Source organism: Paraburkholderia sp. BL23I1N1 (genome assembly GCF_003610295.1).
GTDB lineage: Bacteria > Pseudomonadota > Gammaproteobacteria > Burkholderiales > Burkholderiaceae > Paraburkholderia.
In genome coordinates this window covers 1,881,835-1,904,259 of sequence record NZ_RAPV01000001.1, presented here as the reverse complement: position 1 = coordinate 1,904,259, position 22,425 = coordinate 1,881,835, and the positions used below count along the sequence as shown (strand labels likewise).

Sequence of the window (22,425 nt, the reverse complement as noted above, 5' to 3'; positions counted from 1 at the left end):
GCAGATCGTATTGTCTTCACATCAGGCAAGACGGGTTGCCCAATTCAACCGGCTCCAGGAGTGAAGCGGCTATGGACAGGATTTTCAGCATGCGCGTGTTCTCGCGGGTCGCCGAGACCGGCAACTTCAGCGTGGTGGCAAAACATATGGAATGCAGCGCCGGCAATATTTCTCGCGCGGTGGTGTCGCTCGAGGCGCATCTTCATACGCGGTTGCTGCAACGAACCACTCGCCACGTCTCGCTGACCGAGTGCGGCGAGCGCTACTACCACCGCTGCAAGAAGATTCTCGCCGACCTCGACGACGCGGAGGCGGAGGCCAGCAATGCCCACACGCTGCCGCGCGGCAGATTGAGAGTTCACGCGGTACCCGACATTGGTCTGAAACAGTTGACGTCCACCATCGTCGAATACCGGCAGGTCTTCCCGGCTGTCTCCGTCGATCTGAAACTGCTGCCGCGCATGGCGAATCTGATCGAGGATGAGTTCGATGTGTCGATCGTCTCGGCGTTGGCCCTGCCGGACTCTCGCAATGTGAGCCGGCTCATAGGACGCTGCGAGCGCATGCTGGTCGCCGCGCCCGACTATCTCGCACAGCACCCCATTGCCACAGTGAACGACCTGCCGAACCATACGTTCATGCACACCAGTTCGACCCTGGATCCACCCTCCGGGTGGCTGGCTGAAATCGCCGGGCATGCCGCAGCCGGCGCGGCGCTGGCCGGGCAATTCGTCGTCGACAACATGCAGGCGCTCAGGGTCGCGCTGCTCGCGGGCGCCGGGGTCGGCGCGGTCCCGGCTTATTCGGTCGTGGACGATATCAGGGAGGGAAAACTCGTTCAGCTATTTCCCGAGCATCCACTTCAAACAACCAACGTTTTTGTCCTTTATCCGTCCCGTCGATTCGTCGACGCAAAAATAAGGACGTTCGTTGAATTCCTCAGCGTGTCGTTAAAAGAAAAACTTGATTTGCAGATCGAAAATCCCGTGGCCGTCGATCCATCCGCAGAGGTCCACGCCGTACTGCAATCCTGATCCCGATCGGCGTCGCCCATCGAAAGCGAGTCGATGGAAAAAGATCATCGGATCGCCGAACCTGAACGAAAATTAATAATTGATCCCGGCATTTTGGAGATAATCGCGCAGCAATGCTGATTTCCACCCTCTTCAGCTTCTGGCAAAGCGAACTGGCATCCGGCAGTAGCGCAACGAACGGAGGTGACGGATCATGATTAACGGTACGGAAACGTCCACCGCTACGGTAGCGCGGCAGAAAGACTCGCTGGGATGTCTTTCGAATCAACTGCACAAGGACCTGGAACTTCAGACGGGTGAATTCACGTTCTATCGCAAATGCAGACACCACGAGACGACCAGTGAAGTTGCAACGCCCGCTTCGGATCGCGGCTTCCTGATCGGCGTTTCGCTAGCAACGGGCCACCGCAGGCGCATTCTTTCAGGGAACCGCTCGGCGTCGCACGATTTTGAAAAAGATTCGGTCTACATACGTAATTTCGAAGAAGACTACCGGGCCGACTTGCATGGCGCGTTCGATTTCGTGCTGGTGGAGCTGTCGCATGCGTTTGTCGCCAACACCTGCTACGAACGAAATGGCAGGACCATCAAGGGCTTTTTCGTCGCCGTCGGGCCGCAAGGACCCCATCTTCGGCCATCTCGCGCAAGTACTGGCCCTGACACTGGATCGCGAGAGCGAAGCCAGCCCACTCTTTGTCGAACAACTGGGTGTGACGATCGGGACGCATCTGATCGACCGGTACAGCGATACGCCGGCCCAATCGAGCAGGAAAAATCAACGCCTCTCGAGTCTGCACGAAACGCGCGCCAAAGACATGCTGCTCGCGAAGGCGCAGGGCAATGTTTCGCTGGGTGAAATCGCGACCGCCTGCAACCTGTCGCGCAGCTACTTCATCCGGGCGTTTCGTGAAACCACGCAACGCACACCGCACCAATGGTTGCTGGAGCGGCGCATCGATCGCGCCCGCGAGTTGCTCAGGTATTCCGACGCGTCCCTGTCGGAGATCGCCATTGCATGCGGTTTCTCCGATCAAAGCCACTTCACGCGAACCTTCTCGCAACTGGTCGGCACACCGCCGGGTACCTGGCGCCGACAAACCGGCAGTTGAACGAAGCATCGGCCCATCGTGTTTTATCAGGCGATACGGTAGCCCGACTGGGTGCGCGACACGCCGGCCGCGCCCATAGACTTTTCTACAAAGCATCGCACTAACGTGCAAGACGCATCAGTCCCGCCGCGGTACTTTCGCACCGTACCCGGCTCCGGCAGCCGCGACTTTCCGCCCGCCCCCGCCGGCACGCAACATACTTACCGTGACTCGCTCACTGCTCCTGGACCTGACAACGTCATGATCGAATTAGGCCGCTTTCAGATCGATCTGGAGATGCGCACGCTCAAGCGGAACGGCGAAACCGTTCATCTTGGGTCCCGCGCCTTCGACATCCTGGTCGCCGTGGCTTCCGCCAATGGCCGACTCGTCACGAAAGACGAACTGATGAATATCGTCTGGCCGGACACCGTCGTCGAAGAAAACAACATTCAGGTCCATCTGTCCGCGCTGCGCAAAGCACTCGGTCCGGACCGGGACCTGATTCTCACCGTGCCCGGGCGCGGGTATCAGCTTCTCCAGCGCCGGAAAACTGTCCTGTCCGACAGTGCGGGTTCGCCGACGCCCGGCGCTCGCCCTCTCCCGCCGCCTTCTAAATCCGGACTGCTGGGGCGCGGCACGGCCGTCGCGCAAATCCGCGCGATGCTGGCACACACGCATGTGTTGACGCTGGTGGGCGCCGGCGGCATAGGCAAAACGAGTATCGCCGTCGAAGCCGCGCACCATAGCGCGGCGGACTTTGTGGAGCCCGTCAATTTTGTCGAACTTGCCGCGTTGACCACCGAGGCGGCCGTGCTCCGCGCGATCGTCGAGTGCTGCGGGTTGTCCGTGCCCGACCCGCAAGCCGGTGTCGAGCGGGTGGCGGCGGCCCTGTCCCGGCAGCGCCGCCTGCTGCTGCTCGATAACGCGGAGCATGTGATCGGCATCGTGGCGCACATCGTCGAGGCACTGGTTGCCGGCAACGATGCGCTCCGGGTGCTCGTCACGAGTAGAGAACCGCTACGCATCATGCCTGAGACGGTGTTTCGGGTTGAACCGCTGGATGTGCCGCCGCCCCGCTCCACCGATGCGGACATCCTGCGATGTTCGGCGGTGAATCTGTTTCTTCAGCGCGCCAATTCGTTGCAAGGACACATGGGCAGCGACAGCGCGGAAATCCAGCTTGTCGGCGAGATTTGCCGCCGGCTCGACGGCATTCCGCTCGCGATCGAGCTCGCGGCGGCTCGCGTCGTCGCGCTCGGCGTGGAAGGCGTACATCGCCGGCTGGACGATCGCATGGCGATTCTGGCGGGCGGCTACCGGACTGCGCTGCCACGCCACCAAACCTTGCGCGCGACGTTCGACTGGAGCTTCGCGATACTCGATCACAGCGCCCAGTCGCTATTCCGGCGTCTCGCGGTATTCGGCGGCGCGTTTACCTTCGAGGCGATGTGCGCGACCGTCTGCGACGAAGCGCACACGGTGGCGAACGCGATCGGCAGCATTGCCGAGCTCGTGGCGAAATCGCTTGTCAGCGTTGAATTCGAGGGCCCGGTTGCGAAATATCGCCTGTCCGAATCGGCCCGCGCGTACGCGATGATGAAGCGCCAGGCGGAAGGCGAGCAGCAGGACATCGCCGCGCTCGCGAACTAGTCTCTCCCGCTACGCCGCAGCCGGCAGCGTGAAAACGAAGATCGTTCCGCGAGGATTGCCGGGCGTTGCGGTCAACGTTCCGCCGTGCGCTTCAATGATGGATTTGCAGATCGCGAGTCCCATGCCCATGCCGGTTTCTTTTGTCGTGAAGAAAGCGTCAAAAATGCGCGACCCGATCTCTTCGCCGATCCCGCTGCCGTTGTCCAGTACGGACACAACCACCGCTCCGCCCTCACTGACGCGGGACGTGACGCTCAGCAAGCGCTGCCTCGCGTCGAGATGGCTCATCGCATCCGCGGCGTTCATGACAAGGTTGAACAGCACCTGCTGCAATTGCACCCGGTCGGCCATCACGGCGCGGCCCGCCGCCAGATCGAGCCGCACGATGAGACGCCGCTGCTCGACTTCGGCGGCCGCAAGCGCGAACACTTCACGAACGACGTCGTCGACCCGGATGGAAACGAGACTCGGCCTGGTTTCCTTCGCGAGAGACTGCAACGCCTTGATGATGTCGCCGGCTCGCTTCCCGTCTTTCACGATATCGCGCAAGCCCGCCAACGCTTCCGGAATGTCCGGCACGGGACGATTGAGCCAACGTACCCCCGCGCTCGCATTCGACACGATCGAGGCCAGCGGCTGATTGATTTCATGCGCGATGGAAGCAGCAAGCTCGCCCATCGTGGTCGCCCGCGACGCTTTCGCCAGTTCGATCTTGGCGTTCTGCAACGCCAGTTCGGTCGTGTGCCGATCCGTGAAATCCGTGACGACGCCGACAAAATTGCTGACGCCTGACGGCTCGCCCAGCACCTCGAGATATTTGACCGCCCCCTCCATGGTCACGATGCGGTACTTCTGCCGGAATGGCGTGCGGTTATGCGCGGCCCGAGTGACAGCCTCCTGGTAGGCGCCGACGTCTTCCGGATGAATCCGTTCGAGGACGGTCTGGGTGCTCGGGCTCCCGGCTTCCATCGGTAAGCCGAACACGTTGTAAAGCTCCTTCGACCAGTAGCGCTCGCCCGTCAACGCGTTCCAGATATAGCTTCCCGAACGGCTGATTCTTTGCCCGAGCGCGAGCGCCTCCTCACTCATGCGCAGGGCCATTTCCGTTTCCTGGCGCCGTTTGTTTTCTTCCACGAGTTCGGCATAGAGGCGAGCTGTCTCAAGTGAAATCGCGGCTTGCGAGGCCAGCAATTCCAGCACGGATGTGCGGCTCGCCGTGAACACGCCCGCGGTCAGATTGTTCTCCAGATAGAGCACACCGACCGCGTTACCCTGTTTGACGAGCGGCAAACAACACAGGGAACGAACCGCGCGGTTCGAAAGAGAAACGTCGAATGAAAAGCGCGGATCGCTTTGCGCGTCTTCCACCACAACCGGCTTGCGGGTGCGCAATGCCGTGTAGAACACCGAGGCCGGCACATCCTCCGGCGTCAATCTGTCCGCACCGAGCGTCACCTGAACGCCGCCTGGCTCGTCCCGTCCAATCGCCTCGACGACCGGAACATTGCCCTTCAACAGGATCAGCATTCCGCTTTGCGCACCGGCATGAACGATGGCGAGCGTGACGAGCGTCCGGATGAGTTTGTCGAGCACGATCTCCTCGGACAACGCCTGCGACGACTTCAATGCGGACACGAGGTCGAACTGCTGCTGCGCATCGGGGATTTCGACCGAAGGCCGGGATGCCGCCAGCCGCGCGAGCGAATGCCGGGCAGGACGCTGGGCGCGTTCGAGCTGCCCGGCTTTGGCCAGCGCGCCCCAACGCGTGTAACTATCGATAGCGCGACGGCTGTGATGGCGTGCCGCACTGAAGAGACCATTCGCCTCCGAGCACACCGACGCGAGTTCGTGCGCCAGCGCGTTGCTGTGATTGAAACCGTTTTCCGACGCAGCCTCGGCAGCCTGCTCGTATAACGACAGCGCCTCGAGCGGCGCCCCGTTGAGCCGTGCCACTTCGGCCTCCACTAACAGAAGCTTGTCCCGGAACGTGGCCGGATTGAGTTGCGCCCAGTTGCGCAGTGTCGCCAGATGCGGCCCGATCATCGCCACCGCGGCGGCCGAATCTTCCTCGCCCCCGGACAGCTTCGCGAGATTCAGCGCCGAGTAGAAATGATAGTCCAGCAGATGAATATGCGCCGGTGTCCCCCACTTCAGTTCGCCGGCAACGGCAAGGCAATACCGCGCGTTCTGATAGTCGCCGTGAAAATAACAGGAGACGCCTTTAAACAGCCAGATCCAGAAGCGCAGCGTGGTCATCTGGGTGTCGAGCAAATCGGCGTCGAAGGTCACCTTGCCGTCGACCACGAAGCCGAAGTTGCCCGGCAGCCCCGGGCCGCCCGTCAAACTGTGAACGAAGCGCTTCTGCAGTTCGAGGATATGTTCGACGTCCTTGAAACGCACGCGTCTGGCGAATGACAGTCCAAGGTCGATTTCCTTGTCGACCTGTTCCAGTGGCGCCCCAAGAATCAGCAGGTCCGACACGATGTGATTGCATGAGTAGCAGCTCATCGTCAGATCGCCGCTCGGACGAGCCGACTCGAATGCGGCGCGCGCGCATTCCAGCACGTACGAAAGGGGTTGGGTCCAGACAGCGACCTGATCGAGCGCAACCAGCGTACTGGTGGCCGCCGCGCGATAGCCGCGCTCCTCAACCAGCGTGCGCGCCAGACGGGCGAATTCGAAGCCTTGCGCATAGCGGCCGAAAAATTCCGCGACGTACACGCCGAACCACGCAAGCCCAGGCGCCGAGGCCCCTGCGATCCCGTGGTCAATGGTCAGTTGCACCATACGGCACAGGCTGAGAAAGCCAAGCCTTTCATTCACGAACGATGCCGGCGCAAAGACACTCGCCAGCAGATTCATCTCCGATTCGATCGCCTCATTGCGCATGGGCGGCAGATCGGCGATCGAGGCGACGGTTCGCATTCCCAATGATTCATTGAGCCGGCTGTAAGCGGCCTCGACATCCGCAGCTTCCGGATCACGCGGCAGGTACGTGCCGAACAGCTTGATCCCTTCGAGGGCGGTATCGAGGGCGGCTTCATAGTCCGACAGATGCTGCTGCATATCGGCTTTCAGCTTGTAGACCGACGCTCGCGCAATGATCGACAGGTCCTGATTCAGCAGCTTTTCGATCTGAATGCCCGCGGCTTCGAAGTTCGCCTCCAGAATATGGCATTGCACCCGCAGAATGCCGGTCTCGTAGCCGAGCGATCGGAAATAGTCTTCTCCGCTAGCATCGAGAAGCTTCTGCGCGACGTCCAGGTAGCTCAGCGCGGACTGGATGGCAATCGCTTCTTTGGCGTGACGGGCCGCCTGCAGACAGACTCTGCTAAAGACAGTTGTCTCGTGCGCGTTCAGTTCGCGCAGCGCTCCGGCTTTCTGGGCGCGTTCGATATGGTGAGCGATGTCGAACATCGGCCGCCGCACGTCGCGGATATCGAAATCTTCCAGGAGGATGCGCGCGATACGGGCATGTTCGGCGCCACGTTCCTCCTCGGCGATCAGCGCGTACGCCGCCTCCAGGACCCGGTCGTGCGCGAAGGCGAAGCCCGTGCGGTCCGACACGATCAGCCCGGCCTCCACCGCGGGAAGCAGGCGGCGCTCCAGTTCCGCGCCCCCGGCAAGATCGACCCGCACCAGAGTCTCCCTGTCGAAGCGCCGCCCCATCGAGGCCAGCAGCTTGAGGACGGTCTGCGCTTCCACGGGCAATCTCGACAGCCGCGCGACCATCAGGTCGATGACGTTATCGGAGGACTCGTATTCGCTAATGCGGTCGATATCCCATGTCCAGCGGCCGGCAACGCCGTTGTAACCGATCAACTGGTGGTCGGCCAGCGCAAGCAACAGTTGCTTGACGAAGAAAGGATTGCCGCCCGTCTTCTCGTGCACGACCGCGGCCAGCGGATAGACATGCGCGGAACCGCAATGCAGCACGTCGGCCAGCAAGGCCGTGACATTCGCAATATCGAGCGGCGCCACCTCGATCGTGGAGATACGCGCGCTGCCGCTCGGCAACGCATTCAGGAAATCCTTGAACCTGGGGGACTGGTCGACTTCGTTGGCGCGATAGGCGCAGATCAGCAGGACGTGCCGGTCTCCGACCGTCGTCAGAAAACAGGCGATGAAATTCAGCGTTGCGTCGTCGAACCAGTGAACGTCGTCGAAGAACAGAATGAGTGGGTGCGCCTCGGTGGCGAACACGGACAGAAGCCGCGTGATCAGCGCCTGGAAACGAAGCTGCGCTTCCACCGGCGGCAGATCCGGCACGTCGGGCTGCGTGCCGAGCACCAGTTCGAGTTCAGGGATGTAACTGACGAGCAGTTTGCCTTGTATCCCGACGGCGTCGCGCAGCACCTCGCGCCAACCGTCCAGCTCGCTATCGCTCTCGCCCAGAATGCGCTCGAACAGCGAGCGTATCGCCTGCATCAGCGGCGCGTACGGCGCGTTCTGGCCGTACTGTTCGAGCTTTCCCGAGGCGAACAGCGCGGGTGACTGCGCGGTCGCGCGGTACGCGCTGCGCACGAGTTCGGATTTGCCCGCACCGGAGTATCCGGACACGAAGATCAGTTCCGCCATGCCCTGCCGCGCGTTGCGCTCGAATGCCTCGAGCAGCGCGTTGTGTTCACGCGCGCGGCCAAACAGACGATGCGTGACGACAAGGTTTCTGACGTTGTCTTCCGCGGCCGGCTCGAAGGGAACGATATGCTGCATCTCGTTCCAGTCCGCGAGACAACGACGCAAATCGGTCTCGATACTCGAGGCGCTTTGATAACGATCCGCGGGATTCTTGGCCAGCAGTTTCAGGACGATCGAGCTCAGCACCGCGGGACAGCCTCGGCGATGTTGCCGCGGGTCGGCGGGCTGGCGAGCCACGTGGTTATAAACCCATTCGACCGCATCCGCCGCCTCGAAGGGCAACTGCCCGGTGAGCAGCTCATATAACGTGACGCCGAGCGAATACAGATCGCTTCGCTCGTCGGCGGACCCTTCCGCTCGCCGCGCCTGCTCCGGCGACATATAGGCCAGCGTGCCGTACAAGGTGTCCGGCGATTCGGTCAGCGGATCGCCGGCGACGTCAAACGCGTCACGAAAGCCCAGCAAGCGGAACGTGCCGTCACTGCACTCCAGCAGATTGGACGGCTTGAGGTCGCGGTGCAGAACACCGCGCGTGTGCGCGAGACGCAGTGCGTGCGCGGCGCCGACCGCGATCCGCAAGAAACGGCTGACCGCGATCAAGCCATCGGCAGGCGGCAAAACCAGCGTGCCGCCGGTGTCTTCGTACACGAGCACGGGACCCCGCGACAAGCGCACGAGCACGACCGGCCGCACGGCCCATGTCGAATCGAGCTTGTCGGCCGGCGCGAATTCCTGCTGCAAGCGCCGGAATACCGCTTCCGAGGGCAGATCGGTCGGCACCGCGATCAGCCACGATTGCGCTGCGTCCTGCGATCTCGCGCGATAGCGCACGATGTTGCCGTCAACCAGCAGAGCCTCGAGCACAAGCTGGTCGAACCAGTCCTGATCAAAACGCACAGTGACACCGAAGTCCGGCGAGGACCCGCGACCGCCCTCGATGCATGTCCCTGTGCTCAATTCGTCTCTCCCCCTTCCGATCAATGGCGCGCAGTATCGCACACCATTTTTTCAGCTTTTCGTCAGCGGACGCCCCTACGCGATTGCCGCCGTCAGTTGGCTCAGATACGCATGGATCTGACTGACCACGGCCGCGCCGTCGCCGACTGCCGCGGCCACCCGTTTCGCGGACTCCGAGCGCACATCGCCGACAGCAAACATGCCCGGGATGCTCGTTTCAAGCGGATACCGCTCGCCGGCTTCAGAGAGCCCAAGCTCACTGCGGGCGAAACCCGTGACGACAAAGCCACGGTTGTCGAGCTCCACGCCGCTCGAGCCGAGCCAATCGGTCTTCGGGTCCGCGCCGACGAAGAGAAACAGATGACGCGTAGCGATGACTTCGTCCACGTCTTCGTCTTCACGGCGGATATGAACGTGCGTGAGCCCGGCTTCGTCGCCATCGAGCGAACGCAGCGTGCAGCGCGTGCATAGCGTGACGTTGGGCAAGGAACCGATCCGGTCGATCAGGTATTTCGACATGCTGGCCTCGAGGTCCTTGCCACGAATCAGCACGCGAATGCTGCGCGCGAAATTGGCAAGAAACACGATCGCCTGGCCGGCCGAGTTGCCCCCGCCGATCAACACGATGTCCTGCCCTTTCACCAGCTTCGCTTCGATCGTCGACGCCCAGTAGAACGTGCCGCGTCCGTCGAAGCGATCGAAGCCCTCCACTGTCGGCTTGCGGTAGGCAGCGCCGCTCGCGACAACGACCGTGCGGGCGCTGATGCGCTGCCCGTCGAGCAGCGACAGCATGAAGATGCCGTCATGACGGCTCACGTCCTTGACCTTGCCGGGAATCGCCAGATGCGCGCCGAACTTCAGCGCCTGCTGGAACGCCCGCGCAGCGAGTGCCTGGCCCGAGATCCCGGTGGGAAAGCCCAGATAGTTCTCGATCCGCGAGCTGGCGCCGGCCTGGCCGCCTGGCGCGCGTTGATCGAAGACGGCGACCGACAAGCCTTCCGTGGCGGCATACACGGACGCCGCCAGCCCCGCCGGCCCGGCGCCGACGATCGCGACGTCATAGATGTGAGATTGCTCGAAGGTCGGCACAAGGCCCAGGCACGAGGCGAGCTGCACCTCGTCCGGCGCGCGCAGCACGTTGCCGTTCGGGCAGAAGACGAGCGGAAAGTCGTCGGGCCCGGTGGTCATGCCGCCCAGCAGCGTGATCGCCTCGGGATCGCTGCGCGCGTCGATCACCGTCGCCGGGTACGCATTGCGGCGCAGAAAACCTTGCAAGCCGATCAGCCGCGAGCAGTCGCCATCGCCCACGATGATCGGCCCGAGCCCCTGCTCGATCAGTCCAAGCCGGCGCAGGATCAGGGCGCGCATGATGTGCTCGCCCAGTTGCGCGTCGGCCACGATCAGCGCGCGCAGCCGGTCCGGCTCGATCACGAGTGTCTCGACGTCGGTCAGCGCGACGCCGTCGATCAAGGCCGGCTTGCCGGAGAGTTGTGCCATCTCGGCCATGAAGTGGCCGTCTTCATGTTCGGTGACGAGCGTCGAGCGGCCGAAACTGTCGCGCGAATAGATCCTCACGCGCCCGCGCAGCAACACGAACAGGCCGAGTGCGACGTGCCCCGTTTCGAAGATCAGTTCGCCGGCCTTGAACGCCATCGGCCGGGCGAAACGCCGCAAACTTTGAATCTCCGCCGCTGAAAGGCGAGGAAACATCTGGTGCCGACGGTACTCCAGCGAAGAGCTATGGGTGTCGAGTTCAGACAGTGTCGTCGCGTTGGCGGTTAAATCGGGAGTGCTCATAACATGACCTCATCTGCCACAGTTTGCGGATCGCGCATCTACCAGCCGAATTTGAGTTCCGCGCCGATGTAGTCGGCATTGCGGGCGCCCAATTCGCGCAGCGACGGTCCGACCTGGAAATGCACCGCTTCGAGCGCCGCCGCAAGGTTCGCGGTGACGGCCCAGTCAGCGCGAAATTGCGTATAGAACCCGGTCCAGGGACTACCGTGCCCCGCCGTGCCCGGCACGACGGCCGAGCCTTGCTGGTAGACCGCGTCCGCGGTGGTCTCGCGCCATTGCAGCCCCACGCCGGCCAGCAGGGTCAGTTTGCTGTTCGGTTTGACGATCAGCGAAGGCTTGACGTGAATCAGGTTCGAGTAGCCGGTATAGCCGGCGAGCGCGAAGTAATACCCGTTCGGGAACAGCGGATTGAAGGTGCCGACGCGGCCGTCGCCCGGGTGGTTGTCGCCCGACGCGGCGTCGACCTGGATGCCGATCCGGGGCGTCCATGGCACGGACGTCAGCGTGTAGCCGGCGAGCGAGCCCACCGCCCACGCGCCGATCGTCTTGCTGCCGACATGACCCGACTGAATCATTCCTTCGACGTCCCAATCAATATGGTTGACGTTGCCGGAATAGCGCGCATCGAATACGTCGCGGTGTTCGTCGCCGGTTGCGTCGAGAAAGTGCGCGTTGCTGCGGTTGTAGCGCGAGTAATACGCTGACAGATCGCCCGGCCCCACGCCCTTGCGCTCCACGCGCAGACCGCTGAACGTCAGATCGCGGTTGGAGACGTCGTCGAAATCCGAATAGTCGCGATACTGAACCGGCTGCGTCGCATAGGCGATCCAGCGCCAGGGGCCGGTTTCATAGTCGGCCCATAGCGCGTCGAATGCCTGACGCACGTTGGGGCCGTCGCGCACCGAGACGAAGCGCTGCAAGTCGAACGCCATTTCCTGACGCCCGACGCGGAACTTGAAGGTGCCGGGCCCAAGCGGCTCGGTGATCGCGACGAACGCCTGGCGCAGATCCGGCGGATTCTTATCGACCGGCGTGACGTTGTCCTTGCCGTACGGTTGCGCGTCTTCGAATTGCGTGAAGATCTGCACGTGCGGGCCGAGCCGGATGTCCGCGTGAACGTCCAGACGTTGCAGCAGATACGTGTCGTCATGCGCCGATCCGAGACCGAACAACGGTGCGTCGTTCACCTCCAGGCGCTCGCGAAGCACCACGCCTAGCGAGATATACGCGTCGGGGTTGCCGAACAGCGGGATGTACTTGAGCGAATCGAGCGGCTTTTTCGGCACGCAGGGATTGGCCAGCACGCCCCAGTTTTCCTGCCAGCGGTTGAACATGATCGCCGGCCGCGCGCACGACGCGGTCCCAGCGGACGAAGCCACGGCGGTGCTCGCCTTGGCGGTATCGTCAGCCCCGCCGAGCGCGGTGTCCGCCGCCGAAGCCGGCAGCGCGGCCGCGAGACCCGTGCTGATCAGCAAGGCACGGGCGGCGCGCAGCGCGGAAAAGCGTGGCGCGCGCCGGCGGGACTTCAGTGACCTCAACGGCTTCGTGGCGCGTGCGTCACTTGCCATCGTGTACTTCAGCAATGTATCGGCCAGGGAATTCGAGCATCGCGGTGGTACCCGTTGCGCTGTGGTACGGCGGGTAGAGCACCTTCGCGCCGGCCGCCTGTGCGCGCTCGATCGTCTGGGCGACATCGTCCACGCTATAACCCGTCGTTTCGCCGCCGAACGGGACCGGCAGCTTGCCGTCCGTGACGAACACGAGCATATGGCCGAAGCCCGAGTTGATACGGATCACGCGGATCGTTTCGCCCGGCCGGCCAACCAGGCCGCCGTCGGCACTGCGGTTGTCCGACACCACCTTGCCGTGCGAGAAGCGCACCCAACGGCGCACGAAGTTGTCCGCTTCGTAGCGCGACACGTACACGCGGTTATCCGGCACGCTCTGTAAGGGCGAATAGTTCGGCGCCTTGGTGTGCCAATAGAGCTGCATGGTCAAGCCGCCCGGCCATTGAATGATCGCGTCCTTGCCGATCGGATCGTCGAACGTATCGACGACAACATCGGCACCGGCCGCACGCGCGGCTTTCACCGCCTGATCGATATCGGTGACCAGATAGCCGGTTCGCTCATTGCCGAACGGATACGGAATCGCCGTTTCAAAGCCGAACACCGACAACATGCCGACCGGCGTTTGCACGTACTGCGATGCGGTCTTGCTCGGCGTAGGCGTCACCGTGAACACCGCACGCGGGGATGCCTTGCCGCCGAACGTGGCGAGAAAGCTGTTGACGAACGCGTCGAGATCGGCCGCAGCCACGTACACGTGGGTCGTGTCGTACTGCGCACCGACCGATACGTCGGGGTATTTGCCGGCGAAGGCGACTTTTGCGTTGGACACCTCTGGCGGCCCGGCATCGGCGAACGCGGATGCCGCAGGTGTCAATCCAATCAATATCGCTGCGCCGAGAGACGCAAGCGAAGCGAGCCGATGATGCGACTTGAACATGGTATTACCCAAATGTATTAGCAATATTTGAATGGCCTGCCTCTGATCGAGGCAGTGTCAGGTCAACCGCCCTGCTTCTTCGCGTCCGGCGTCAGGGTCTTTTTCGCTGCGGCGTCCGTCACCGGACCGGCGGTTTGAACCGCCTCCGTCTGCGCAAAAAAATGCGTTTTGACCACCGGGATGGCATGCTCGCCCAACACCATGCCGAGCAATCCGGCCAGCGCGATCAACGGCGGCGCCGGCGACTGCACCTTGAGCAGCCAATAGAGAAGTCCGATGCCGAAGCCGACTCCCAGAGAAATGATGTAGCCCATGCTATTCGTCCTTTCCAGAAACACTCTTCAATTCGGCCAGTCCGATCCGAGCACCAGTCCGCAGAAATTCAAGCGGCGATAGTTCGGATCCCACCGGTCCAGTACATCGGCATTCACCGTTCCGAAGGTCGTCTCCGGACGATGTTCCATGCCACGCGCATAGGCTTCGATGATCTTCTTCTTGAAGCCCGATTCGCGCGGATAGGCCTGCACGATTTCATCGCGCTGCTGTGCGGTGAAATCGTCGTGGCAGAAGCCCCGAACATCCATCTGCACGCCGGCGCTGGTCAGCGCAACCAGCGGCGACATATGTTCCGGAATGCCCGGTGTCGTGTGCAATGCGATCGCCTCCCATACTTCGTCGATCAGACGGTCGACCACAACGTGCCGCCGCAGAAAATCGCGCGCGGCATTCGCGCCGTCCACCTCGAACCGGTACGGCGAGTGTTGATACTTCGCCGTCAGCCCAACGTTATGAAACATCGCAGCGACATAAAGCAGCTCGGCGTCGAAGGTGAGGTTCTCGCGATATCCGGTCAGCGCACCAAACAGAAATGCTCTGAGCGAATGATGAAACATCAACTCCGACTCCGTGCCCCGAACCTGATCGGTCGCCGCCCGAGCCATGACACCGTCGGGAATCTCTATGCCGGCAATGGTTTTCTTCATCTCAGCTCCTCAGTGTCGCCTCAGCCCCTGGTGTGCCGCTACACGCCCGCCGGACCGCTACCAAAGCCAGGCGATGTTCAGGACTGTTCGACGTCCAGGGAGCTCCCGTACATTGCAGCGTATCGAATTAAATCCATAAAGACTTTGGCGAATTCTTAAAAACCCTTAACCGACGCGAGTCGTCTGCGAATCCAGTTAAAACGACAGTTCGTGGATGCGCCGCACGCCGTCGCGAATCCATTGCAGAAAGCCACCCGCGCTCTGCTCCACATGGCTCGGCGATGCCAGCACCATCTCCTCGGTTGCATGATGTTCCGACAGCAACCGGCACATTTCCTTCACCACCTCCGGGCGCTGCGCGAGAACAGGCGTCAATGCACTCTTGTCCAGCCTGAACACGATGGCGCGGGTCAGCGCACGCACGACCACAGCGGTCCGGACGCCCGCGAGAACGCCCGACTGGCCGATCGAATCACCCGGCGCAAGCCTTCGCAGTTCGACCTCGCCGCCGTCCTTCGCGACGATCACTTTCGCGACGCCCTGCGCCAGAATATGAAGCTCGTGACCGTCCTCATCTGCCGCGGCGTAGATCATGTCGCCGGCATCGAACTCATGCTGCGTCAGTTGCGCTGCCAGGTGCGATATCTCGTCGCTTTCCAGCGTCCGGAAGATCAGCACATTGCGCAGCAAGCGATGTTTCTCGTCCATCGCCTCGAGAATCGGCTCGGGCACCGACAGCGGCCGCAATACGACACCGCGTGAGAGCAGATGGCGGTGCGCGAGATCGAACAGCTCATTGCGCACGCCGATCTTTTTGCTCAACGTGTCGACATAGCAGACGATCTCGTACTCGATCGCGTCGTTCGTGGCGCGGCGCACGCTTATCAGCGGCTTGGGATCGAGCAGCACGTCCGCGCAACTGGCGGCGGCATTAGCGAGCGCCTCAAGGACCAGCGCAGGCCGGATCGACGGCTTGATGGGCAGCACGATGCTGATGCCATGCGTATGCGACGGCTCATTGGCGTTGACGATATTCGTGCGTGCCGCCACGCTGTTCGGAATCACGACGATATTGCCCTGACCGTTCAACAGGCTCGTCGCCCGCCAGTTGCTCTCGACCACCTTGCCTTCCACCTCGCCGATCGTTACCCAATCGCCGATCTGAAAAGGCTCGGTCGCATTCAGAACGACGCCTGAAAACACATCGTTGAGCGTGCTCTGGATCGCGAGGCCGAGTACGACCGCGAGCGCGCCGGATGTGGCGAGCAGTCCTTTCACCGGCAGTTGCAGCACGAACGCGATCGCCCCCACCGCGGCGGCCATAAACACCAGCGCACCGAGTACGTCCTGAAAAAGACGCTCCCGGTGCCACGTCTCGGGCAACACCACGCGATCGAGCACGATGATCACAAGGCGCGCGCCCTGCAGCCACCACACCACCTCCAGCATCTGCGCAAGCAGATGGCGCAGCGGTTCATCCGGCCAGGGCGCCTCGCGCAGCGGATTCATTCCCGAACGGAACAGCACGTAGCTCGACAGACCGAACATAAGCGCACGCAAGGCGAGGCGCATCTGGTCGCTCTTGCGGTCCATGAAGCGCCAGGCGAGAAAATCGAGGACCAGAATCCCCAGGCCAAACAGCACACCGTCGGTCAGGGTCGGCATCGTGGTCCTCGTTTGCGTGGTGGGACGAACCCGTGCCGATCAGAATGCGAAACAGCTACATCCCAATGCGCCCCAGAAACCGTTCGAATCGCTGACCGGTACGTTCTTGCGCCATGCCCAGCCGTGGGCGTGGGCATGCACGCCGCACAGATTCACGCAGCCGTCCACGCACGCCACCGCGGTCGGCTTGTAACGGCTGTAGCCGCCGAATTCCGCGACCGGCGACCACGACGGGCTGACCGGCAGATCAGGCGGTGCGAGCGGTGCGAATTCGTCGTCCGCGTACACGATCTTGCCGCCCACCACCGTCATCGCGGAGGTCAGGAACTTGATGCGGCTTTCGTCGACGGTAAAGTAGTCCTCGCTGAGTACCGCGAAGTCCGCGAAGTGGCCGGGCACCAGCGCGCCTTTACGGTCGTCCTCGTTCGAGAACCATGCGCTGCCTACCGTGTAGCGGCGCAACGCTTCCATGCGATCAAGCTTGTTCTCGCTCGAATACATCGACGTGCCGCCGACCGTTTTGCCTGACACCATCCAGTAAAGTGAAACGAACGGATTGAAACTCGCGACGCGCGTGGCGTCCGTACCGGCGCCGACCGGCAGTCCGGCGTCCAGCATGCTGCGGATCGGCGGCGTGCGCTTGACGGCCTCTTCACCATATTGCTGAATGAAGTATTCGCCCTGAAAGGCCATCCGATGCTGGATCGCGATGCCCCCACCGAGCGCGCGCACCCGCTCGATGTTCTTCTGTGTGATGGTCTCGCAATGGTCGAAGAACCAGCGCAGCCCGTTGAACGGGATCTCGGCGTTCACGCGTTCGAATACGTTCAGGAAGCGCTCGATCGATTCGTTGTACGTGGCGTGAAGGCGGAACGGCCAGCGGTTCGCCACCAGCAGTTTGACGACGGCTTCCAGTTCGTCCTCGAGCGTATCCGGCAGGTCCGGGCGCGGTTCGAGAAAATCTTCGAAGTCCGCTGCCGAGAACACCAGCATTTCACCGGCGCCGTTCACGCGCAGAAAATCGTCGCCCTCGCCGGGTTTGGTCACCTTCACCCATTTCGCGAAGTCTTCGATTTCCTTCTTGGCATTCTGCGTGAACAGGTTGTACGCGATACGCACGCTCAGTTCGCCATGTTTCGCGAGGTCCATGATGACCGCGTAGTCATCCGGATAGGCCTGGTAGCCGCCGCCTGCGTCGATCGCGCTCGTCACGCCAAGGCGATTCAGTTCGCGCATGAAATGCAGCGTGGAATTGCGCTGATCTTCCGGTGCGAGCTTCGGCCCTTTGGCGAGCGTCGCGTACAGAATGCCGGCGTTCGGCCGCGCAATCAGCATGCCGGTCGGGTTGCCGCGCTTGTCGCGCTGGATCTCGCCGCCCGGCGGATTAGGTGTGTCTTTGGTGTAGCCGACCGCGCGCAACGCCGCTGCGTTCAGAAGCGCGCTGTCGTACAGATGCAGAATGAACACCGGCGTGTCCGGTGCGATCGCATTGACTTCTTCGAGCGTCGGGCCGCGGCGCTCGGCGAACTGGAATTCATTCCAGCCGCCCACCACGCGCACCCATTGCGGCGCCGGCGTGCGCGCCACCTGCTTCTTCAGCATGTCGAGCGCGTCCGCGAGCGACGGCACGCCGTCCCAACGCAACTCCATGTTGAAGTTCAGCCCACCTCGAATGATGTGCAGGTGGGAATCGTTCAGACCGGGGATGACCGTGCGCCCCTTGAGGTCGACGTGCCGCGTCGCGTCGTTCACATGACGCATCACAGTTTCGCGAGATCCCGAAGCGATGATGCGGCCGTTCGCAACGGCAAGCGCATCGGCGAATGAACGCTTGTCGTCCTGCGTCGCGATCTTGCCGTTGAAGAACACGACCTCGGCCGGCGTTGGCTGGGAAGTATTGGAATTCATGGTGATCCTCATAGGGAGCGCTCCGCGCTAAAAAGCGCGGAGCCTTTCCGGGGAAGCGGGTGCGCGTCGCGAGTGCGGCTGGTGCGACGGGTGAGGCGGGTGCAGCTATTTACTTCGTCTTTGCCGGCACAGGCGCCAGAACTTCGTGCGCGCCCGACGTGCGCTGCGGAGCCTTGTGCACCATGGTGTAGGCATAGTCCACACCCATTCCGTATGCACCCGAATGCTCCTTGGCAATCGCCATGACTTCGTTGTACGTCTCTTTGTGCGCCCAGTCGCGTTGCCATTCGAGCAGCACCTGTTGCCAGGTCATCGGCACCACACCGGCCTGAATCATGCGCTGCATCGCGTAGTCATGCGCTTCCTTCGACGTGCCGCCCGATGCGTCGGCGACCATATAGATTTCGTAGTCGCCTTCGTCCATTGCACACAGTGCAAACGTGTTGTTGCACACTTCCGTCCACAGACCCGCAACGATCACCTTTTTCCGGCCGTTTGCAGCCAGCGAGTCACGAACCTTCTGGTCGTCCCACGAATTCATGGACGAGCGTTCGAGCACCTTGTGGCCCGGGAACACGTCCAGCAATTCGGGGTACGTGTAACCCGAGAAACTTTCGGATTCCACTGTCGTAATCGTGGTAGGGATGTTGAACGTCCGCGCTGCCTTCGCGAGTCCTACTACGTTGTTCTTCAGTACCTGACGGTCGATGGACTGAACCCCAAAAGCCATTTGCGGCTGGTGGTCGATGAAAATGATCTGCGAATTGGCAGGCGTCAGGACTTCGAGTTTCGGATTTGCCATGGCTTTGTACATCCTAAAGAATTAGTGAACACAGGAAGACAGGTCGCACTCGCTTGAAGTGCGTGAAAAACTGAAATCCATTCTATCCACGGCCTTCTAAAGAGTCCCCCCCGAGAACCTTAATAGTTCTTAAAAAAGATTGCCGATAAGCAAGACCCCTTTCATCCCTGCCTGGCCCGCGCTGTCACACGCTCAGAACATTTCACATTTTCTGCAGGACTTTATCTGCACGGCGCTCCTACACTTCAATCAGCCCGAAGTCATGAATCAGTCATGAACGCAAGATGCCCCTATTAATACAGTCAAAGGGATTTTCCATGAAAGAAGCACTTAAAGCAGCAGCGCATCGCGCGGCGCCCTTGAAAACACCGACTCGTCTGACTGAAGCCGCGACCCGCGACATTGCCGGGGCGTTGACCACGTTGCTCGCGGACGTTTTTGCCGTGTACCTGAAGACGAAGAACTTCCACTGGCATATGTCGGGGCCGTACTTCCGCGACTATCACCTGCTGCTCGACGACCAGTCCGATCAGATCTTCGCGGCAGTCGATCCGATCGCGGAACGCGCGCGCAAGATCGGCGGCAAGACGCTGCACTCAACCGGCCAGATCACCCGGCTGCAGCGCATTCTCGACAACGACGCGGAATTCGTCACGCCGGCCGACATGCTCGCCGAGTTACGCGAGGACAATCTGGCGCTCGCAGGCTATATGCGCGAAACGCATTCGCTCTGCGACGAGTACGGCGATGTGGCTACGGCAAGCCTGCTGGAAAACTGGATCGACGAAGCGGAGCAGCGCGTGTGGTTCCTGTTCGAATCCGGGCGCAACGCTTAAGGCTGCCTGAGCGGGCGGGCACCTTGAGTCTTGATCTTTGAACCTTGAAGTGAGCACGCTTGTGAGCCGTGGGCGCGCCGCCGCTCAACCTTCGGGTGAAGTGTGCAGCCGTGCTTCGAGAAACTGAACGAGCGCGCGCACTTTGCTGGAGTGACGGCGATTGGGCAGATACGCGGCATAGATCACGGCATCGCTTTGGTGGGGACTCGCATCGAAGTTCTCGAAGAGACGCATCAGGCGTCCCGCGCGAATCTCGGGGCCGGCCAGCCATTCGGGCAGCAAGGCGATGCCGCGTCCCGCCATCGCAGCCTCGAGCAGGATGTCGAGACTGTTCGACAGCAGATGGCCGCGCACCTCGACGCTTTGTTCGACTTGCTGTTCGCCTCGCTGTTCGCCGTGCGTTTCGGCACTTCCCCGGCGGAAGGTCCACACCTGGCGAGCGCGATAGCCGCCGCCGTACGCGACACGAAGACACTCGTGGGCATCGAGCGCTTGCGGTGTCTGAGGCGTGCCGCTGCGCTCCAGGTAGTCGTAGCTCGCCACGACGTAGCGCAGATTGTTCGCCAGCTTTCTGGCGATCAGGTTGGCGTCGCGATCGGGCAGGCCGATCCGGATCGCGACGTCGATCCGGTCCAGCGCGAGATCGGCAAAGTGATCGGCCACGACGACGTCGAGAAACACGCGTGGATTGTCGGCAAGGAACGCCGCCAGGTGCGGTGCGAGCCGCAAGCGGCTGTAAGTGGACGGTACCGAAATTCTGAGCGAACCGACCGGCGAGGCGCCACTGTCGAAGACGCTCTCGTCCGCCTCGGCCAGATCGTCGAGCACCTTGCCGACCTGCTCGACGTACGTAATACCGGCGTCCGTGAGGCTGACCTTTCTCGGTGTGCGGGTCAGCAGCGCGGTACCCAAGGAGGCCTCCAGCGAGTCCATCAACCGCGTAACCGATGAGGTGGCCACCCCAAGACGTTGTGCGGCCTTTGAAAAGCCGCCGGCATCGGCCACTTCCAGCAGCGTATTCAGGGCGAGGATTTTGTCCATGATTGGTCTTATTGACGGTTTGATTGCGAAAAACGCAACACTCGCTTGCATTTTAGACTCATTCTATAAATTCAACGCAACGCATAAGCTGCATCCGTTATCTAGTGAGGGGTGCAACATGCAAGCCGTTCAGGTCGAGGTCAATTACGACAAAGTGCTGCGCACGCCGAATACACGTCTCGCGCATCGTCTGCTGTCCGCCGTCGGCAATCAGGAGATCGACGCAGCGCGTGCTCGCGCCGACAGGCTCGGCATTCAGGCAGTACCCACCATTCCGATAGACGACCGTGTCATCAGCGGCGCGCAGCCGCCCGTCGTCTTCGCCAGCGCCCTGCGGTCCGCAGGGCAAAGGAGCGCAGCATGAGGTCCCTTGAAAAACCCCGCGCGATCATAGTCGGCGGCTCGCTCGGCGGACTGCTCTCGGCCACCACCTTGCGGGCGGCCGGCTGGCAGGTCGAGGTGTTCGAAACATCGCCGAATGAGCTGGAAAGCCGTGGTGGCGGCGTGGTGCTTCAGCCGGATGTGCTGGATGCGCTCCAGTTCGGCGGCGTCGCATTGCCGAACCCTCCTGGCGTGACGTCAGGCGAGCGCATCTATCTGGACCGCGAAGACAACTTCGTCGAACGGCTGTACATGCCGCAGATGCAGACATCGTGGAGCCTGCTGTACCGCGCCATGAAAAATGCGCTGCCCGTGGCGATCGTGCACGCAGGCGAGACCTTTGTCGAATTCCGCATGGAAGGCGAGCAGATCGTCGCGCAGTTCGAAAGCGGCCGCAGCGAGCAGGCGGATCTGCTGATCGGCGCCGACGGCATACGCTCAACGCTCAGGCGGCGCCTGCTGCCCGAGGTTGTGCCGGCCTACGCGGGCTACGTGGCGTGGCGCGGGCTCGTCGAAGAAGCCGATCTGCCACTGCACGCAGCGGACGTGCTGCGTGACCGGTTTACTTTTCAGCAGGACGAGGGGCACTCGGCCCTCGCCTATCTGATTCCGGGCGACAACGATGCGACCGCGGTCGGCGCGCGCCGCTGGAACTGGGTGTGGTACCGCAAATACAGCCGCGAAAAACTCGACGAGCTGCTGGTCGATCGTCACGGCGTTGCGCGCGCGTTCTCATTGCCCCCGGGCACGACCAAAAGCGCGGACATCGCCCAGTTGCGGGACGACGCACACGCGCTGCTCGCGCCGACCTTTCGCGCCCTCGCCGATGCGACCGATGATCCGTTCATGCAACCGATCGTCGACCTGCGCTCGTCGAAGATGGTGTTCGGCCGGGCGATCCTGCTCGGCGACGCCGCATCGGTTCCGCGTCCGCACACGGCGGGTAGCACGGCGAAGGCCGCGGCCAATGCCCATTCTCTGGCGCTTGCGTTGTCATCGATATGGCAAAGCGGCGCAACGATCGACACAGCCCTCAAGCGCTGGGAAATCCAGCAATTGCAACGCGGCAAGCTGATGACCGATCTGGGTATTTCGCTCGGCAACCGGGTGATGAACATCGCCCGCTGAGGCCCG

At 62.1% G+C, this 22,425-nt stretch carries 15 protein-coding genes and 1 pseudogene; 6 read left to right on the top strand and 10 right to left on the bottom strand.

Features of this window, described 5'->3' with window-relative positions; all coding sequences use genetic code 11:
- The first annotated feature begins 89 nt into the window (after positions 1-89).
- The 3 genes and pseudogenes from B0G76_RS09135 (at position 90) to B0G76_RS09125 (ending at position 3,775) form a co-directional block, all read left to right on the top strand.
- Positions 90-1,034: a LysR family transcriptional regulator gene (locus B0G76_RS09135; RefSeq protein WP_310793929.1), complete on the top strand. Its 945-nt coding sequence runs from the start codon at positions 90-92 to the stop codon at positions 1,032-1,034.
- A gap of 193 nt (positions 1,035-1,227) precedes the next feature.
- A pseudogene (locus B0G76_RS09130) lies at positions 1,228-2,143 on the top strand (helix-turn-helix domain-containing protein).
- 240 nt (positions 2,144-2,383) lie between these two features.
- Positions 2,384-3,775, top strand: a complete 1,392-nt coding sequence (locus B0G76_RS09125) for a winged helix-turn-helix domain-containing protein (RefSeq protein ID WP_120291474.1) — start codon at positions 2,384-2,386, stop codon at positions 3,773-3,775.
- A 9-nt stretch (positions 3,776-3,784) separates the two neighbouring features.
- On the opposite strand, the gene B0G76_RS09120 is transcribed toward B0G76_RS09125, so the two are convergent.
- The 9 genes from B0G76_RS09120 to B0G76_RS09080 all read right to left on the bottom strand — a co-directional run bounded on the left by B0G76_RS09120 (position 3,785) and on the right by B0G76_RS09080 (position 19,033).
- Positions 3,785-9,370, bottom strand: coding sequence for an ATP-binding sensor histidine kinase (locus B0G76_RS09120; protein WP_183082016.1), 5,586 nt, complete (start codon positions 9,368-9,370; stop codon positions 3,785-3,787).
- 75 nt (positions 9,371-9,445) lie between these two features.
- Complete coding sequence (locus tag B0G76_RS09115) at positions 9,446-11,167, bottom strand: FAD-dependent oxidoreductase (protein ID WP_120291470.1); 1,722 nt, start codon at positions 11,165-11,167, stop codon at positions 9,446-9,448.
- Positions 11,168-11,205: 38 nt separating this feature from the next.
- Positions 11,206-12,735 carry an alginate export family protein gene (locus B0G76_RS09110; RefSeq protein WP_120291468.1) on the bottom strand — a complete coding sequence of 510 codons (1,530 nt, stop codon included), beginning with the start codon at positions 12,733-12,735 and terminating at the stop codon, positions 11,206-11,208.
- On the bottom strand, positions 12,725-13,675 hold the full coding sequence (locus B0G76_RS09105) for a VOC family protein (RefSeq protein WP_120291466.1): 951 nt from the start codon (positions 13,673-13,675) through the stop codon (positions 12,725-12,727). Before B0G76_RS09105 ends, B0G76_RS09110 begins: the two co-directional genes overlap by 11 nt.
- Before the next feature lie 62 nt (positions 13,676-13,737).
- Complete coding sequence (locus B0G76_RS09100) at positions 13,738-13,989, bottom strand: DUF1427 family protein (protein ID WP_120291464.1); 252 nt, start codon at positions 13,987-13,989, stop codon at positions 13,738-13,740.
- Positions 13,990-14,016: 27 nt separating this feature from the next.
- On the bottom strand, positions 14,017-14,658 hold the full coding sequence (locus B0G76_RS09095) for an HD domain-containing protein (RefSeq protein ID WP_120291462.1): 642 nt from the start codon (positions 14,656-14,658) through the stop codon (positions 14,017-14,019).
- Between the two features lie 195 nt (positions 14,659-14,853).
- Positions 14,854-16,323, bottom strand: a complete 1,470-nt coding sequence (locus B0G76_RS09090; protein WP_120291460.1) for a mechanosensitive ion channel family protein — start codon at positions 16,321-16,323, stop codon at positions 14,854-14,856.
- 39 nt (positions 16,324-16,362) lie between these two features.
- Entirely contained in the window at positions 16,363-18,231 is a 1,869-nt protein-coding gene (locus tag B0G76_RS09085) for an amidohydrolase (protein ID WP_120296263.1), read from the bottom strand.
- Between the two features lie 109 nt (positions 18,232-18,340).
- The gene (locus tag B0G76_RS09080; protein ID WP_120296262.1) at positions 18,341-19,033 is read right to left on the bottom strand and encodes a hydrolase; all 693 of its coding nucleotides are present in this window, start codon (positions 19,031-19,033) and stop codon (positions 18,341-18,343) included.
- A 317-nt stretch (positions 19,034-19,350) separates the two neighbouring features.
- Here B0G76_RS09080 and B0G76_RS09075 point away from each other — a divergent pair, with 317 nt between their 5' ends.
- Positions 19,351-19,869, top strand: a complete 519-nt coding sequence (locus B0G76_RS09075; protein ID WP_120291458.1) for a Dps family protein — start codon at positions 19,351-19,353, stop codon at positions 19,867-19,869.
- Between the two features lie 84 nt (positions 19,870-19,953).
- Here B0G76_RS09075 and B0G76_RS09070 read toward each other — a convergent pair whose 3' ends face one another.
- Positions 19,954-20,910, bottom strand: a complete 957-nt coding sequence (locus B0G76_RS09070) for a LysR family transcriptional regulator (RefSeq protein ID WP_120291456.1) — start codon at positions 20,908-20,910, stop codon at positions 19,954-19,956.
- On the opposite strand from B0G76_RS09070, the gene B0G76_RS43630 reads away from it, so the two are divergent.
- The gene (locus B0G76_RS43630; protein ID WP_259460532.1) at positions 20,909-21,274 is read left to right on the top strand and encodes a hypothetical protein; all 366 of its coding nucleotides are present in this window, start codon (positions 20,909-20,911) and stop codon (positions 21,272-21,274) included. The genes B0G76_RS09070 and B0G76_RS43630 overlap by 2 nt on opposite strands.
- Complete coding sequence (locus B0G76_RS09060) at positions 21,271-22,419, top strand: FAD binding domain-containing protein (protein WP_120291454.1); 1,149 nt, start codon at positions 21,271-21,273, stop codon at positions 22,417-22,419. Before B0G76_RS43630 ends, B0G76_RS09060 begins: the two co-directional genes overlap by 4 nt.
- The last annotated feature ends 6 nt before the right edge of the window (positions 22,420-22,425 follow it).

Coding starts and splice junctions, on each gene's coding strand:
- B0G76_RS09135 (WP_310793929.1), top strand. CDS start 90: ATGCGCGTGTTCTCGCGGGTCGCCGAGACCGGCAACTTCAGCGTGGTG.
- B0G76_RS09125 (WP_120291474.1), top strand. CDS start 2,384: ATGATCGAATTAGGCCGCTTTCAGATCGATCTGGAGATGCGCACGCTC.
- B0G76_RS09115 (WP_120291470.1), bottom strand. CDS start 11,167: ATGAGCACTCCCGATTTAACCGCCAACGCGACGACACTGTCTGAACTC.
- B0G76_RS09110 (WP_120291468.1), bottom strand. CDS start 12,735: ATGGCAAGTGACGCACGCGCCACGAAGCCGTTGAGGTCACTGAAGTCC.
- B0G76_RS09105 (WP_120291466.1), bottom strand. CDS start 13,675: ATGTTCAAGTCGCATCATCGGCTCGCTTCGCTTGCGTCTCTCGGCGCA.
- B0G76_RS09100 (WP_120291464.1), bottom strand. CDS start 13,989: ATGGGCTACATCATTTCTCTGGGAGTCGGCTTCGGCATCGGACTTCTC.
- B0G76_RS09095 (WP_120291462.1), bottom strand. CDS start 14,658: ATGAAGAAAACCATTGCCGGCATAGAGATTCCCGACGGTGTCATGGCT.
- B0G76_RS09090 (WP_120291460.1), bottom strand. CDS start 16,323: ATGCCGACCCTGACCGACGGTGTGCTGTTTGGCCTGGGGATTCTGGTC.
- B0G76_RS09085 (WP_120296263.1), bottom strand. CDS start 18,231: ATGAATTCCAATACTTCCCAGCCAACGCCGGCCGAGGTCGTGTTCTTC.
- B0G76_RS09080 (WP_120296262.1), bottom strand. CDS start 19,033: ATGGCAAATCCGAAACTCGAAGTCCTGACGCCTGCCAATTCGCAGATC.
- B0G76_RS09075 (WP_120291458.1), top strand. CDS start 19,351: ATGAAAGAAGCACTTAAAGCAGCAGCGCATCGCGCGGCGCCCTTGAAA.
- B0G76_RS43630 (WP_259460532.1), top strand. CDS start 20,909: ATGATTGGTCTTATTGACGGTTTGATTGCGAAAAACGCAACACTCGCT.
- B0G76_RS09070 (WP_120291456.1), bottom strand. CDS start 20,910: ATGGACAAAATCCTCGCCCTGAATACGCTGCTGGAAGTGGCCGATGCC.
- B0G76_RS09060 (WP_120291454.1), top strand. CDS start 21,271: ATGAGGTCCCTTGAAAAACCCCGCGCGATCATAGTCGGCGGCTCGCTC.